Here is a 13,297-nt window from a genome sequence, read left to right as displayed (position 1 = left end):
GCCCCAGCCAGAAGACCCCAGCCGAGTCCTCGTCTTGACAACGTCCGCAGTCTCACAGCAACTCCACCCTTCCGTGCAGCTCCGCTCGGCAAACGATCACATGCTGTCGGGTCACCGGCCGACCGACAAGACCGCCCCTGGGCTCAAGCATCGTCAGCTACGAAGCGCGAGTGGTAGCTTCGGCCAGGGGAGGTATCGATGATGCGAATTGCTGTGCACTGCAGTGTGGTCGCGGGAAAGCTGGCGTCGTTTCTCCGCCTAAGGCCTGTCCCGTAACTGCTGGTCACGGCATATTCTGTGTCCCTTCACCGTGATTTGAGGGGCATGCATGAACCAGCGTCTGGCCGCTACGGTCCTCTTCTGTCTCGGTGCAGGACTCCTCGCCGGATGCTCCTCGGAGGGGGCGACCCACGCCGTCAGCCGCTTCGATCTGGTGGGACGCTGGCATGCTGGCGGTTCGTGCGGTTCCTCTCTCGAACTGGAAGAGGACGGTTCGGCTGGGTGGAAGCGGTGGGCCACTGGCTACAGCGTGGACAAGGGCCGTATCACCGGCAGACAAAGCGGGAAAGGGACCTGGACGCTGGAGAGCTATCAAGGCCAGCAGGAGCTCGAAGTGAAGAGAGGCGACACTTTTGAGCCGCTGACGATGCTGCAGGATGAGGGCCGACTGACCCTTCTGCAGACACCAGGAGAGGACGCGGACAACAGCATCGGCTGCCGTTTCACGCGGATCGACAGTCACAAGGCCAACTGACGGCTCGGCCCGTTCTTCTCGCGCTGCCATAGCTCGTCCTACCCGTGCGCGTCGGCCGTGGCACCCGGTTCACCAGCACACAGAGCTGGTAAAAGGATCTTGCTGAGGCGCGCGTATATCCGTGGGCGACGACCACGGCCGTGTCATGGCCGCTGCGGTCCTGGGGGTGGCTTGCCATGAGGGGACCTTAACCAGGGCCACAAGGGTGATGATCAACTGGTGGGCGATGAGTGGATGTTGGCCTTGTGAAGCCAGGAGCCCGCCCTTGCCCACCCCTCGGGACGTCTGGTCACGAGTGAGATGATCTTGATATGGCTGGTGTGATCACGGCGTCGGAGCCTTCCTGGATAGCCCCGTTCGCCGGGCTGAGCCCACGTGGCTTCGGCAAGTTGATGACCGTGGTGCGCCGTGAGGTCTCGGACGAGCCGCGGCGCGGGCGCCCGTGGGGCATGCCGCTGGAGGACCGAGTGCTTCTGGTCGTGGCGTACTGGCGCACCAATCTGACGATGCGTCAACTCGCCCCACTCTTCGGCGTTTCGAAGTCCGCCGCCGACCGGATCATCGACCACCTCGGGCCGAAGCTCGCACTCCGGCCGCGCCAGCGGTTCGCGAAGGACGCCGTGCTGATCGCGGGTGGGCACCCTGGTGCCCACCCGCGACCATGCGGTGGCCGAGCAGTCGAAGAACTACCGCTACTCCACGAACCACCAGGTCGTCATCGATGCGGACACCCGGCTCGTCGTGGTCGTCGGCCGGCCGCTGCCCGGCAACCGCAACGACTGCAGGGCGTGGGAGGAATCCGGTGCGAAGGACGCCGTCGGCACGACGATGACCATCGCGGACGGCGGCTATCCGGGCACCGGCCTGGTGATGCCGCACCGCCGCCGCAAAGGCGAAGAACTGACCGACTGACAGAAGACGCACAACACCTCCCACAAACAGGTCCGCGCCCGCGTCGAGCACGTCTTCGCCCGCATGAAGTGCTGGAAGATCCTGCGCGATTGCCGCCTCAGGGGCGACGGCGTCCAACACGCGATGCTCGGCATCGCCCGCCTGCACAACCTCAACCTCGCCGGATAAACGGCAGGCCCCCGCAACGGTCGGCCGCACTCTGACCACACCGAAGATCATTTACGGGACACCCCTTAGGGTGCAGACCGCCATCTCGTTTCCAGGGCGAGCAGCAGCTTGCAGCTCGGGCGCATCGACAGCGCATGTACTGGGAGTTACGCAAGCAGGCGGTTGATGATCCGTCACTCCCGTCGGCAATCGACACCTACGACGTGTCGATCCCGGTGGAGAAATTGCGGCAGTTTTTCTTCGCCAATGCCTGGTACATCAACGCGATTCACCTCTACCTGGCAGGGATTCTCGACCCTGAGGGGTTGCGTGGGCGTCTGCGGGATCTATTCCACTCCCCGATCATGCGCGAATACTGGGAGCTGTCGCGAGGACTGCGAGCCACTCTGGAGCAGACGTCAACCGAGGCCCGTCTCGGACGCTTGGTCGATCAATTGATCATCGACATGCCGAAGGCGAAGACGAATGGTGGGTGGTCGGGGACCCGCCGTTGCGCAGACGCCCACCCCAGCCACCTCGCGCGAGAGACTCTCGACGCACCGCGAGGTAGCGACGTCGCCGCAGTCCAGACCGGGCCGCAGGGGCGGAAACGTGTGCGGTTCAGGGCAGAGCAGGCCCAGCAAGGTACTCCCACACTGGCCCGTACACTCCGCCCGGGATCCGCTCCGCCAGCCCGTCCATCGACACCCACGCCGCCTCAGCCACCTCCCGCGGAGAAGCCGCCCGAGCCGCACCCGACAGCCACCGGCAGGCGACATACACGACCCGCCGTCCCGTCACCGGATGTAGCCGCTCACCGATGATGGTGAGCGGCTCGACGACGACCCCCGCCTCCTCCAAGGCCTCCCGCACAGCCGCCTCCTCCTGCGTCTCGCCGGGGTCGACCTTGCCCGCCGGAAACTGCCACACCAGATCGCCCTCGGGGACGGCGCGGCGAACCAGCAGTACCTCGCCCTCGTGCCCGACCACGGCGCCCGCGATCGTCGGCTCCATGCCCAACCTCAACTCTCGCTTTGAAGACAGTCGTTCACCGCATGCGCCTCCCGCCGGTAGGGGATCATGCCGCCATGACGATGGAGACGCCAGGGCGGTCTGACCAGCAGCGCGACCGGTGGTACAAGCACCACCCCCGCTGGGCTTGGACCGCAGGCATCGTCGGGACCGCGGCCTTCGTCGTGCTCCTCATCTGGGGACCCTGGTGGATCGAAGGTCACCACCTCCGCGACGACAAGGGCCAGCTCGTCTCGAGTGCCGGGATCATCGTGACGGGCTTCCGCACCATGCTCATCGCCATCGTCGCCGGCGCCGTCGCGGCAGCAGGTCTCTGGTACACCCACAAGAGCCACCAGCAGACCGAGAAGCTCTTCGAGCACACCCGAGCCAAGGACCGTGAGCAGGCCGAACTGACCCGCGAAGGTCAAGTCACCGATCGATACGTCGACGCAATCAAACTACTCGCCTCCGACAAACTCCACGAACGACTCGGCGGCATCTACAGCCTTGAACGGATCATGCAGGATTCGGAGAAAGACCGAGGAACGGTCACCGAAGTCCTTGCTGCGTTCGTTCGTGACAAGCTGCCTCCGTCCGGCGCGGATGGTGAGGGGACTCAGCGCGGCCTGGACCCAGAGGTGCGTGGGCTGAAGGAGGATCACACGAGCCCGCTTGATGCCGACGTTCGCTCCGCTATCAACGTACTCGGCCGGAACTGGGAGGGAGGGCGAGCCCGCGCCGACCTACGCACGATCAACGGTGCATCCCTGAACATGGCTGAGCTCGATCTCAGAGGCGCTCAACTGCAAAGGGCGTACCTGGCGATGGCCAATCTGAGCGACGCGAACCTGTCGAGGGCACAACTAAGCCGGGCAAACCTGGATGCCACGAAGTTGTCGCACACGAACCTAGCCGCGGCACACCTGAAGTGGGCCCGTCTCAGTCATGCCCGTATGCACCATGTAGACCTGACTGGCGCGAACCTGCGGGGAGCGCTCCTATCGGGCGCGCGCATGAGGCAAGTGGCTCTGGAGGGAGTGGACCTGGCAGACGCCTACCTGAAAGGCGCGGTGCTGGATGAAGTATCTGGACTGACGGCGGACGTGCTTTGTAGGGCACGCATCTATCAGTCGACAAAGCTGCCCACGCACCTCGCACAGGACCCCAAGGTGCAGGCTCGCATCGCCCACTGCGAAGCGCTCCAACGCTCGCTTGAAGCCGTGGGGCCGCCCCCGCCCGTACCCGATGGGAACTCCACACCAGGGCAGCCGGCGGATCCACCATCACGTCCTCGTTCATAGTCCGCACAACGATGCGCCTCCAACCCGGTTGAGGTGGAGGCGCATCGTGTATCCAGGATCAGCCGTGGGACAGCAACAGCGGCTCCGGGACCGGTGGGGCATCCAGCCCCAGTCAAAGGTTGGTGCTCTGCCACCGCGGCTGCCTCGTCGCAACCGGTGGCCCCGCTGGTCCGCCGGGCAGGCGGCGCAGTGGCTGACCGAGCGGGTGGCCGGCACCCCGCTGCACCCCGGTGGTGTCGCCTTGCTGGACGGCACCATCTCACTCGGCCTCCAAGCAGCGCTGCGCTGCAGCCGGGAGGCGAAGGTGATGCCCGTGGCACGGCTGCGCCACCGAACCGCCGTCGCTTCCGCCCGCTCACCGAGCAACCAGGTCGCCAGAGCCCGGATGCTGCCGACCGCGCTGTGGCCAGAGTGGAGTCTGCGCCTGGCGCCGTGGCACCACAGTGGGGAACGCCGTGGCCTGATGAGGCGTGGACGACGGCCAGGGGTCGGCTGAGCCAGGGTCCGGCTGGGCCAGGTTCGACGGGTCCGGCTTTGCCACCGGCGCCCCAAGGGCCACCCCGGCAAGTCCTGGTCACTGCTGCCCGCTAGGCGATCCACCCGATCTGCCAGCGCTGGGACTTACCCCCGGTGCACGTGGTGGTGTTGACGCGGTCGTTCGCCATCCGAGCGAGACACTTGTGGCTCACAGCGTTCTTGATCGTGGCGCCATCCACCTCATTCGGGGTGATCGTCCACAAGGCCGCATCGTCTGCCGCGGAACAGGGCTTCATGGTCGCCTGACCGTTGCGCGACACGAGGCACAGCCCCGTCGCCTTCTGCCGAAGCGCCGTGTACTCGAACTCGTCGTTCCAGTACCACTTTTGATAGCTGGTGAAGTTACACCCGAAGACATAGGGGCCGTAGTCGGCCCTAAAGTCCAGGCAGTTCCGGGCCGGGGCAGCCTTGTTCTCGAAGGTACTGATCCCCGGCGCTGCGCTCGCCGGCGTGCTGCCCAAGCCCACCGCGAGCCCGATGGCGGCCCCCAGCGTGGCCATCCTTCTCAACAACATCATTCCCCCTCGGCCCGGCGGGTCAGGCCGGGTGCGAATTGAGATCTGCGGGGCCAGGAGACTAGCAGCCAGCTGCCACACCAGCCGCGACATCGCGCATAGGCACACAGGATCCGCTGCACCACGCCATGCCGGAGTCACCTCTTCGTGTGCGAACAGAACCAGGGCGTGGCTCTGTTCACCATCGGCGCGCCCAACAAGGTCATTGATCGCCTACGACCACTGAGCCACATCGGAACTTTCGTCTAGGGTTCTCAAATGCGTGGTGACGGCATATCCGAGCGCAGGAACGCCTTCGTAGACGCGCCCAGCGACAAGGCAGCTCGGCGTCGCAGATGGCTGGTGAGCTGTTCAATCGCCGTGATCTTGACATGCTCCTCGGGCTGAAGGGCGAGGAGCATGTCAAAGCGCTCTGCAGCAGGCCGCCCGCGAACAGGAACAGGAAGTCAGCCAGGCGATCCACCGCTCTGCGTCAGGACCAGCAACCCACCCCGGCGACGTGGTCGGCGGGCCCAGCGAGGCCGCACCGACGACAACAGAAATGGTCCCGAGACCGGCCGTTGGCCTTCTCTGTGTGCCCGCACAGCGTGGACAGCGCTGCGAGGTATAGGCCGGATCCACCTCCAGGAACGGCACCTCGGCCCGGCGGGCCTTGCACGAAACCTGGTGCCGCGACGCTCCGCGTTGCAGGGCCGGGAGTCGACTCCTCCAGGCGTGAACGCCTGGGCTTCCTCGACAGAATCCCGGTGAACACCAGTACCAACCGCACGGAGATGGCCCGGCCCGGTCTCTTGCGGGCGCTCCGCGCCCGTTGCGACGGCGATGCTCCGCATCGCCATCACCGGATGCGATTCCTCTCGGGGGTCCCCCCGGGGTTCCTCGCAAGAGCACGCTGAAGGCGGGAAAGCGTCTCCCTATGAGGCGACAGGTGAAGAGTCCTTCCGAGGCTCGCTCCCTGTCGCCGTGGCTCGGGCCGCGAGGCGCTTGTTGCGCCGTGCCGAGGATATGAAGGACCAGGCGATCAGGATGACGCCGACCAGGCCCGTGATGACCTCGTTGATCTCGTACTGGATCGTGACCAGGAGGATCACGGCGAGGGCGCCGATCGCGTAGTGCGCGCCGTGCTCCAGGTACACGTAGTCGTCCAGGGTGCCCTGGCGGACCAGGTAGACCGTGAGCGAACGGACGTACATGGCACCGATGCCGAGGCCGAGCTCCATCAGCACGATGTCGTTGGTGATGGCGAAGGCGCCGATGACGCTTTGTGACCCCTGCGCGGTAGGCGGCCACGTAGTCGGCGGACGCGTCGAGCGCGTCCCGGAACGCCGCTCGCACGGCGTAGTCAGGATTGGGACACTGGTCGGCGGAGCCGAGGTCATCGAGTGCTCCGCCGAGAGCTTCGACAGCCCGGTTACGGTTCGTCAAGCAGGTCCCGTAACAGCCGTTGCCGCAGTGCGAACGCTGCACACACGTCGGCCTCGCCTGCGAAACGGCCGAGCAGGGCAGGCAAGCCACTGTCGTCTCCCTCACGGACGGCCGACACGATCTGCTCGATCAACGGCCCGGCGGATTCCCCTGGCCCAGGTAACACGGTCACCTCCCGCGGCTACCCGGATACCACGACCTCAAGGTCACTCGTACGGGTGAGCAACTGCCCCTTACCGGGCCGCGAAGCGGGCCGGCGTACCGGGCCGCGAAGCGGGCCGGCGTACCGGGCCGCGAAGCGGGCCGGCGTACCGGGCCGCGAAGCGGGCCGGCGTACCGGGCCGCGAAGCGGGCCGGCGTACCGGGTGCGGGTTGCTCTGCGTACGTCCGTGAAAGTCTGCAGGTACAGGCACCGGACCGCTCGATGTTGCGGCACAGCAAGTGGGAGAACCGGTCGGCGTCGGCGCCCGGGCGCTATCGGGCGAGGAGGGCGCTTACGGTTTTACCGCCGGCCGCCTGGCGGGTCACGGCGGTGGCACGGGCGAGGTGGTTGACCATGGGCCAGCCGAAGCCTCCGGTGCCGCCGTTCAGGTCGGGGGTGCGCATGCGCGGCGCTTTCGGGCTGCGGTCGTGCACGGCCGCCTCGATGCTGTCCGGGTGCGCGGTCAGGTCCAGGGTGCAGGTCCCGCCGCCGTGACGCAGGGCGTTGGTGACGAGCTCCGAGACGACCAGGACCACCGTGTCGGCGGCCTCGGCCGCGATCGCCGGTATGAGCCCGTCGAGGAAGTCCCGGGTGCTCTCGCGTGCGCCGGCGACGGACGTCGAGGAGCGGAGGGTTGCGACGTTGACGCTCATCGTGTCCATCAGGTCCCCCTGGTCTCTGGATCGTCAATGCCCGGTCCTGTGTGTCCGGGGCTTGTGCCCCGGCTGCGGCCCGTTAACCCGGCTTGCTCCCGCCCTCCACTGCTGTTCGAGGTCGATTACCTCACCGTCGAACACGCGGAAATCTATGTTGGCTGGAGTAGACATTAGGTGGTGGTGTGGTTATGGTTTCTCTCGTAGCCGAGATCAACAGGGCCTGGCAGAGACGAACTGCCGGGCAGCAGTACCGCAGTTCGCAGGACGGTGCGGTGGTGGAGTTCCGAAGCCAGGGTTGGTGCAGGACGGCGACGGGACTGACGACCGGACCGGGTGGCCCGCAGTGATCAGGGGCCGCCTGTAGCAGTACCGCAGTACGCGTAAGTGCAGTTCGCAGTACCAGCAGTGAAGTTAAGTGAGCAGCACCTCGGTGAAGGCGTCGGCTGCGGACGCGCGCACCGGGAGGTTCGGCAGTGGGGTTCTAAGCCAGAGCAGACGCACGACGGGCGACGGGGCTGGCTGTCGAAGAGTGGCGCTTACTCAGGTCACCGAGTAGTTCGCATCACCAGCAGTAGGCAAGTGATTGATCCCAGAGGGAAGAACGGAGGAACGAGCGCCATCAGGATCGCCCGGGCGGAGTGTTGAGCCCGGGTACCGCAGGACATCGATAGTGAGGTGGTCTCCGGTCAAGCAACCGCGATCCCCGCACCCCCGACAACTCCCAGGTCGGGGCGGCGGACACAGAAGGCCGGCGCAGTTCCAGGGCCGGCAGATGGTGTAGATGTTCCTTCGGGGCCCTGGTGCCAAATGGCACCAGGGCCCCTCAAGCGTGTTCCACAGAGAGGTGCAAATGACAGCAGACGACTCGTACGGCCGTCTCGAGGACGAGGACTACCCCGCCTACACGATGGGCCGGGCCGCCGAGATGCTCGGCACCACCCAGGGTTTCCTGCGGGCCATCGGCGAAGCCCGCCTCATCACCCCGCTGCGCTCCGAGGGCGGCCACCGCCGCTACTCCCGCTACCAGCTGCGCATCGCCGCACGTGCCCGGGAACTCGTCGACCAGGGCACCCCCGTCGAGGCCGCCTGTCGCATCATCGTCCTCGAGGACCAGCTCGAAGAAGCCCAACGCATCAACGCCGAATACCGCCACGCCGCCGAATCCGAGAACCCGACGACCGCGGACTGAGGTGGCGCATGCCCGCCGACCTTCCCGCCTGTGCCCGGAACATACAGCTGCCCCCGGGCAGGCTCTGCCGTCCGACTGGTTCGCACGAACGGTGTGGTGGCCTTCAGGTGAGGGTGGTGGGATCTGGGACGCCCGCGGCAGGGCCGCTCAGCAGCAGCGCTGCGCGGCCCTGATCTGCGGCGGTCCCGGCATACGGGCTGATGGGCCGTCGTCGGGCAGGAGGAGGTGCCCCCGCAATAGATGTGCACGCCGAGCCGCAAACGGCGACCGCTCTTCTTGGCACGCTGAATTTCGGGTGGCCCAATATCTATGACCGCGAGACGAGAGTTTAATGTGCCGCGCGGACAGTGTGTTTGCTGTAACGAACAGAGTGGAATTATTTACCGTACGCGGGCCGCTACCGCATGCTACTGTCGCTCTCAGTTGCAGTCGTGGTTCCCAAAACTTCAACGCTTTCGTCAGTATTTTCAGCTGCGGGAAGCGTTTTGTATTTCCGGTCATTATTCGGGCGGGGCATCATCGCGGCGACCCGGTATCCGTGGATTGCGGGTCCCGGCGTACTGCCCCACAAGGAGATATGACATGGCGTCTGGCACTGTGAAGTGGTTCAACTCGGCCAAGGGTTTCGGCTTCATCGAGCAGGACGGTGGCGGCGCTGACGTGTTCGCCCACTTCTCGAACATCGCCGCCGATGGCTTCCGGGAGTTGCTCGAAGGTCAGAAGGTCACCTTCGACATCGCGGCGGGCCAGAAGGGCCCGACGGCCGAGAACATCGTTCCCGTCTGACGCTGACGCGCACTTAGCTGGGGCCCGCATCCCTCGGGGTGCGGGCCCCAGCTGCGGTCATCCTCGGGTCTTCCCCTGTGGGGCAACGACGCCCGTGGATGCCTCTTCAGCAATACGGGCCTCTTCCGAGATGCACCCGTAGACGTCCAGGATTCCACGTCCGCACGACGTCACCCATTTCATCGCCTGCACTTGCGCTGGATTCACCGCAGGTCAGATCGCTTTCGCATTTCGTTCGGCCCGTTCTTGTAATTCCCCGCGCTGTTCTTCCGCTGCGAGAATTCCTTGATACGTGCCGTATCAAGGAAGGTTCTGAATGAACCCCACACGCACGAACAACCGCTCCGCCCGCACCCGCAGCCGTACCGACGGTCCCGCTTTCGGCTCCGGCGCCGGTTCGCAACGCGGCAGCCGCTTCGGCTCGCCCGCCCCGAGCCGTTCCGGAGGGCCGAGCCGCACGGGCGGCCACGGTCGGCGGCCCGCAGCGGCCTCGGGCGAGTTCGCCCTGCCGAAGACGATCACTCCCGCGCTGCCCGCCGTCGAGGCGTTCGCCGACCTCGACATGCCCGAGCGGCTGCTCGCCTCGCTCACCGCGCAAGGCATGCGCGTCCCGTTCCCGATCCAGGGCGCTACCCTGCCCAACACCCTCGCGGGCCGCGACGTCCTCGGTCGCGGGCGCACCGGCTCAGGCAAGACCCTCGCCTTCGGCCTGGCCCTGCTGGCCCGCACCACCGGCCAGCGCGCCGAGCCCGGCCAGCCGCTGGCCCTGATCCTCGTGCCGACACGTGAGCTGGCACAGCAGGTGACCGACGCTCTCACCCCCTACGCCCGCTCGGTGAGGCTGCGTCTGGCCACCGTCGTCGGCGGAATGCCGATCGGCAGGCAGGTCAGCGCACTGCGCGGTGGTGCCGAAGTCGTCGTCGCGACGCCGGGCCGCCTCAAGGACCTCATCGACCGGGGCGACTGCCGGTTGAACCAAGTCGCGATCACCGTCCTCGACGAGGCCGACCAGATGGCCGACATGGGCTTCATGCCCCAGGTCACCGCGCTCCTGGACCAGGTACGCCCCGAGGGCCAGCGCATGCTGTTCTCCGCCACCCTCGACCGCAACGTCGATCTCCTGGTCCGCCGCTACCTCACCGATCCGGTGGTCCACTCCGTCGACCCGTCCGCAGGCGCGGTCACCACGATGGAGCACCACGTCCTGCACGTCCACGGCGCCGACAAGCACCGCACGACGACCGAGATCGCGGCCCGCGAAGGCCGGGTGATCATGTTCCTGGACACCAAGCACGCCGTCGACCGGCTGACGCAGGACCTGCTCAACAGTGGGGTGCGGGCCGCCGCGCTGCACGGCGGCAAGTCGCAGCCGCAGCGCACCCGCACGCTGGCGCAGTTCAAGACCGGGCACGTCACCGTCCTGGTAGCGACGAACGTCGCGGCGCGCGGCATCCACGTCGACAACCTCGACCTTGTCGTCAACGTCGACCCGCCGACCGACCATAAGGACTACCTCCACCGCGGCGGCCGTACCGCCCGCGCCGGCGAGTCAGGCAGTGTCGTCACCCTCGTCACACCGCACCAGCGCCGCGGCATGGTCCGCCTCATGTCGGACGCCGGAATCCGGGCGCAGACCACCCAGATCCGCTCGGGCGACGAGGCCTTGAGCCGGATCACCGGTGCCCAGGCCCCGTCCGGCATCCCGGTCACCGTCACCGCACCGGTGGCCGAACGCCCCAAGCGCAGCGCCTCCTCCCGAGGCCGACGCCGCCCCTCGTCGGCGACCCGGCGCGCGCCCGTACGCCAGTCCGTCTTCGACGCGGCGGCCTAGAACCTTCGTGATCAGGAAGCTGACCCATCTCTGCAGGAGGCACCTTTTGACGCTGGTTCAGATGCAGCCCCGCCCGGCGAGCACCAACCCCGTGCAAAGGAAGACGGTTGAGGCCAGGGACGCGGCCGGACCGCAGGTCTGTGACGACATGAGTGTCGAGGTGGCGCTGTCCGTCATGGCCGCAGCCCACACGGGTAGGCTGGCCGTCTGCGACCAGGACGGCCAGCGCACCGGCCTGGTCACCCAGACCGAACTCACCGCCGTTCGCGACAGCTCCGCTTACACGGACCGCGTCCGCCTGCGCGACATCACCGGCGATCACGGGTCGTTCACCTCGCCCGAGGCCACTGGCTCCGAATCCGAGCACGTGCTGCGCTCCCGCCGGCTCGGCGCACTGCCGGTCATCGACGGGCAAGGCAGCGCCCTGGGCGTCCTCGCCCTCTCCCGCTGACCCGCCTCACCCCTCGTCGGACCGTTATCCCCTTCTCCTTGTAAGGCCACATGCGCTGCGTCATCGCCCGCATCCTGGCCTCCTACTTTCATCGGTGCCGCCGTCGGCCTCGCCTACGGCACCCTGCCGCCGCTCATCATGGGCCTGCGGCACCTCCGAGACCGCGGTGACCAACAGCGTCGACACCCTTAAGCGGGCCGTGGGCACCTCCGTCGCCAGCGCACTGGCCAGGCGTGATCATCGCCCAGATGACCACCGACTTCGGCGGCCCGCAATGCCTTCGGAGAACGCCTTCAAGGTGATCATGCTCACAGGGCGTGGCGCGGCCCTGGTCTCGCTCGCCCTGGCCTCGTTCCTCCCGGGTCGCCGGTCCGGCGGCGCCATCACCCAGCAGCCGGACGCCGCCGGGACGGCCGCTCCCGCGGAGGAAGGCGTGACAAGGAGCCGCACCATCCCTCTCGGGGGCATCTCATTGGACGCCGAGATGCCCCCGAGGGTCTTTTGCATACAGTTCGAAACCCGGCCAGGGCACTCGCGGCATATCACCGTGTTCGCACCGCACCCAGTTGAGAGCGGTCGAGGCCGGGGTCCGTGAAGCCCCGCGCGACGGCGTGCAGCACACGGGCCATCGCCTGGGCCGCGGGCGTGCTGGCGCGCTGGGCGGGCCTGGCCAGGAGGATGCGGCGAACCGGGGAAAGCTCGCTGGCCGACTGCTCGTGGGACAGGGGGAGAAGGCGTACATCGCTGCGGCGGTTGGTCAAGGCTAGGCGGGGGGCGAGGGCCAGGCCGAGGCCGGCGGCGACCATGGCCTGGGCCTCCTGGTAATCATGCGAGGCGTAGGCAATACGCGGTTCGAAGCCCGCCTGGCGACAGGCGCGGCGCAACACGTCCGCGACGGGATGGTTCTCCGCGCGGATGATCCACTCCTGGTCCGCCAGGTCGGACAGTCTTACCTGATCGGAGCTGACCAGCGGGGAACTGGTGGGCACGACCAGCACCGTCGGGTCCTCGAGGAGCGGCGTGAGGATCAACTGATCGTCGTCGACACGGTTCCAGTCGTAGTCCCACATCAGCGAAAGCTCCACCTCGCCCGTGTGCAGCATCTCCCGCAGCTGGGCGAGGACCCCGGCGCGTACGACCGTGCGCACCTGCGGGTGTGCCCGGCGGAAGCGGGTCAGGGCCAGGGGCAGCAATGAGGCACTGGCCGTCGGGAAGGAGCCGAGGGTCACCACCCCGCGGTCCAGATGCCCGAAGGCCTCCAAGTCAGCTTCCGCCGCCTGGAGTTCACGGCGGATGACGCGGCCGCGCTCGGCCAGCGCGGCGCCCGCGGCGGTGGTGCGCGCGCCCCGGGGCAGCCGCTCGATCAGCGGTTGTCCTGCCTCGCGCTCGAGCAGGGACATCTGTTGGGAGGCAGCTGAGGTCGTCATGGACAGCGCCTCGGCGGCGGCGGTCAGCGAGCCGCGCTCGGCGACCTCGGCGAGCAGCAACAGTCGGCGAACATTGAGCATGCAATGAGTTTAGTTCAGCTAAACCCTGCTCAAGGAAAGAGACATTGTGCTCAAGCCAACGTCTCTGCG

The 13,297-nt window shown here is 67.1% G+C and carries 11 protein-coding genes and 3 pseudogenes; 8 read left to right on the top strand and 6 right to left on the bottom strand.

Going from position 1 to position 13,297, the window contains the following annotated elements:
• Nucleotides 1-328: 328 nt before the first annotated feature.
• The 3 genes and pseudogenes from CG723_RS46610 to CG723_RS48305 form a co-directional block, all read left to right on the top strand.
• Nucleotides 329-754, top strand: coding sequence for a hypothetical protein (locus CG723_RS46610; protein WP_159032652.1), 426 nt, complete (start codon nucleotides 329-331; stop codon nucleotides 752-754).
• 311 nt (nucleotides 755-1,065) lie between these two features.
• Nucleotides 1,066-1,834: pseudogene (locus tag CG723_RS40840) on the top strand (transposase family protein).
• Between the two features lie 134 nt (nucleotides 1,835-1,968).
• Nucleotides 1,969-2,238, top strand: a pseudogene (locus CG723_RS48305) (DUF6082 family protein); the annotation flags it as partial.
• Nucleotides 2,239-2,434: 196 nt separating this feature from the next.
• Here CG723_RS48305 and CG723_RS40835 read toward each other — a convergent pair.
• Nucleotides 2,435-2,827 (bottom strand): NUDIX hydrolase, encoded by a 393-nt coding sequence (locus CG723_RS40835; protein WP_100598619.1) that lies wholly within the window; start codon nucleotides 2,825-2,827, stop codon nucleotides 2,435-2,437.
• Nucleotides 2,828-2,901: 74 nt separating this feature from the next.
• Here CG723_RS40835 and CG723_RS40830 point away from each other — a divergent pair, with 74 nt between their 5' ends.
• Complete coding sequence (locus tag CG723_RS40830; RefSeq protein ID WP_159032651.1) at nucleotides 2,902-4,128, top strand: pentapeptide repeat-containing protein; 1,227 nt, start codon at nucleotides 2,902-2,904, stop codon at nucleotides 4,126-4,128.
• 587 nt (nucleotides 4,129-4,715) lie between these two features.
• On the opposite strand, the gene CG723_RS40825 is transcribed toward CG723_RS40830, so the two are convergent.
• The 4 genes and pseudogenes from CG723_RS40825 to CG723_RS40810 form a co-directional block, all read right to left on the bottom strand.
• Nucleotides 4,716-5,165, bottom strand: coding sequence for an RICIN domain-containing protein (locus CG723_RS40825; protein ID WP_159032650.1), 450 nt, complete (start codon nucleotides 5,163-5,165; stop codon nucleotides 4,716-4,718).
• Nucleotides 5,166-5,582: 417 nt separating this feature from the next.
• Nucleotides 5,583-5,816, bottom strand: coding sequence for a hypothetical protein (locus CG723_RS40820; RefSeq protein ID WP_442802633.1), 234 nt, complete (start codon nucleotides 5,814-5,816; stop codon nucleotides 5,583-5,585).
• Between the two features lie 278 nt (nucleotides 5,817-6,094).
• Nucleotides 6,095-6,439, bottom strand: a pseudogene (locus tag CG723_RS40815) (DUF475 domain-containing protein); the annotation flags it as partial.
• A gap of 640 nt (nucleotides 6,440-7,079) precedes the next feature.
• Nucleotides 7,080-7,469: an ATP-binding protein gene (locus tag CG723_RS40810; protein ID WP_100598616.1), complete on the bottom strand. Its 390-nt coding sequence runs from the start codon at nucleotides 7,467-7,469 to the stop codon at nucleotides 7,080-7,082.
• An 844-nt stretch (nucleotides 7,470-8,313) separates the two neighbouring features.
• On the opposite strand from CG723_RS40810, the gene CG723_RS40800 reads away from it, so the two are divergent.
• The 4 genes from CG723_RS40800 to CG723_RS40785 all read left to right on the top strand — a co-directional run bounded on the left by CG723_RS40800 (nucleotide 8,314) and on the right by CG723_RS40785 (nucleotide 11,720).
• Complete coding sequence (locus CG723_RS40800) at nucleotides 8,314-8,652, top strand: MerR family transcriptional regulator (RefSeq protein ID WP_100598615.1); 339 nt, start codon at nucleotides 8,314-8,316, stop codon at nucleotides 8,650-8,652.
• A 582-nt stretch (nucleotides 8,653-9,234) separates the two neighbouring features.
• Nucleotides 9,235-9,438, top strand: a complete 204-nt coding sequence (locus CG723_RS40795) for a cold-shock protein (RefSeq protein WP_100598614.1) — start codon at nucleotides 9,235-9,237, stop codon at nucleotides 9,436-9,438.
• A 316-nt stretch (nucleotides 9,439-9,754) separates the two neighbouring features.
• Entirely contained in the window at nucleotides 9,755-11,269 is a 1,515-nt protein-coding gene (locus tag CG723_RS40790) for a DEAD/DEAH box helicase (protein WP_100598613.1), read from the top strand.
• A gap of 46 nt (nucleotides 11,270-11,315) precedes the next feature.
• Nucleotides 11,316-11,720: a CBS domain-containing protein gene (locus CG723_RS40785; protein ID WP_100598612.1), complete on the top strand. Its 405-nt coding sequence runs from the start codon at nucleotides 11,316-11,318 to the stop codon at nucleotides 11,718-11,720.
• A 542-nt stretch (nucleotides 11,721-12,262) separates the two neighbouring features.
• On the opposite strand, the gene CG723_RS40780 is transcribed toward CG723_RS40785, so the two are convergent.
• Complete coding sequence (locus tag CG723_RS40780) at nucleotides 12,263-13,228, bottom strand: LysR family transcriptional regulator (protein WP_100598611.1); 966 nt, start codon at nucleotides 13,226-13,228, stop codon at nucleotides 12,263-12,265.
• Between the last annotated feature and the right edge of the window lie 69 nt (nucleotides 13,229-13,297).

Source organism: Streptomyces sp. CB01635 (assembly GCF_002803065.1).
GTDB lineage: Bacteria > Actinomycetota > Actinomycetes > Streptomycetales > Streptomycetaceae > Streptomyces.
Note: the sequence above shows the minus strand (reverse complement) of the source record. Positions and strands in the feature narration are given on the sequence as shown.

Bases quoted from the DNA above. Each gene is read 5' to 3' on its own strand.
- CG723_RS40790 (WP_100598613.1), top strand. From the start codon at position 9,755: ATGAACCCCACACGCACGAACAACCGCTCCGCCCGCACCCGCAGCCGT.
- CG723_RS40830 (WP_159032651.1), top strand. From the start codon at position 2,902: ATGACGATGGAGACGCCAGGGCGGTCTGACCAGCAGCGCGACCGGTGG.
- CG723_RS46610 (WP_159032652.1), top strand. From the start codon at position 329: ATGAACCAGCGTCTGGCCGCTACGGTCCTCTTCTGTCTCGGTGCAGGA.
- CG723_RS40825 (WP_159032650.1), bottom strand. From the start codon at position 5,165: ATGGCCACGCTGGGGGCCGCCATCGGGCTCGCGGTGGGCTTGGGCAGC.
- CG723_RS40780 (WP_100598611.1), bottom strand. From the start codon at position 13,228: ATGCTCAATGTTCGCCGACTGTTGCTGCTCGCCGAGGTCGCCGAGCGC.
- CG723_RS40835 (WP_100598619.1), bottom strand. From the start codon at position 2,827: ATGGAGCCGACGATCGCGGGCGCCGTGGTCGGGCACGAGGGCGAGGTA.
- CG723_RS40795 (WP_100598614.1), top strand. From the start codon at position 9,235: ATGGCGTCTGGCACTGTGAAGTGGTTCAACTCGGCCAAGGGTTTCGGC.
- CG723_RS40810 (WP_100598616.1), bottom strand. From the start codon at position 7,469: ATGGACACGATGAGCGTCAACGTCGCAACCCTCCGCTCCTCGACGTCC.
- CG723_RS40800 (WP_100598615.1), top strand. From the start codon at position 8,314: ATGACAGCAGACGACTCGTACGGCCGTCTCGAGGACGAGGACTACCCC.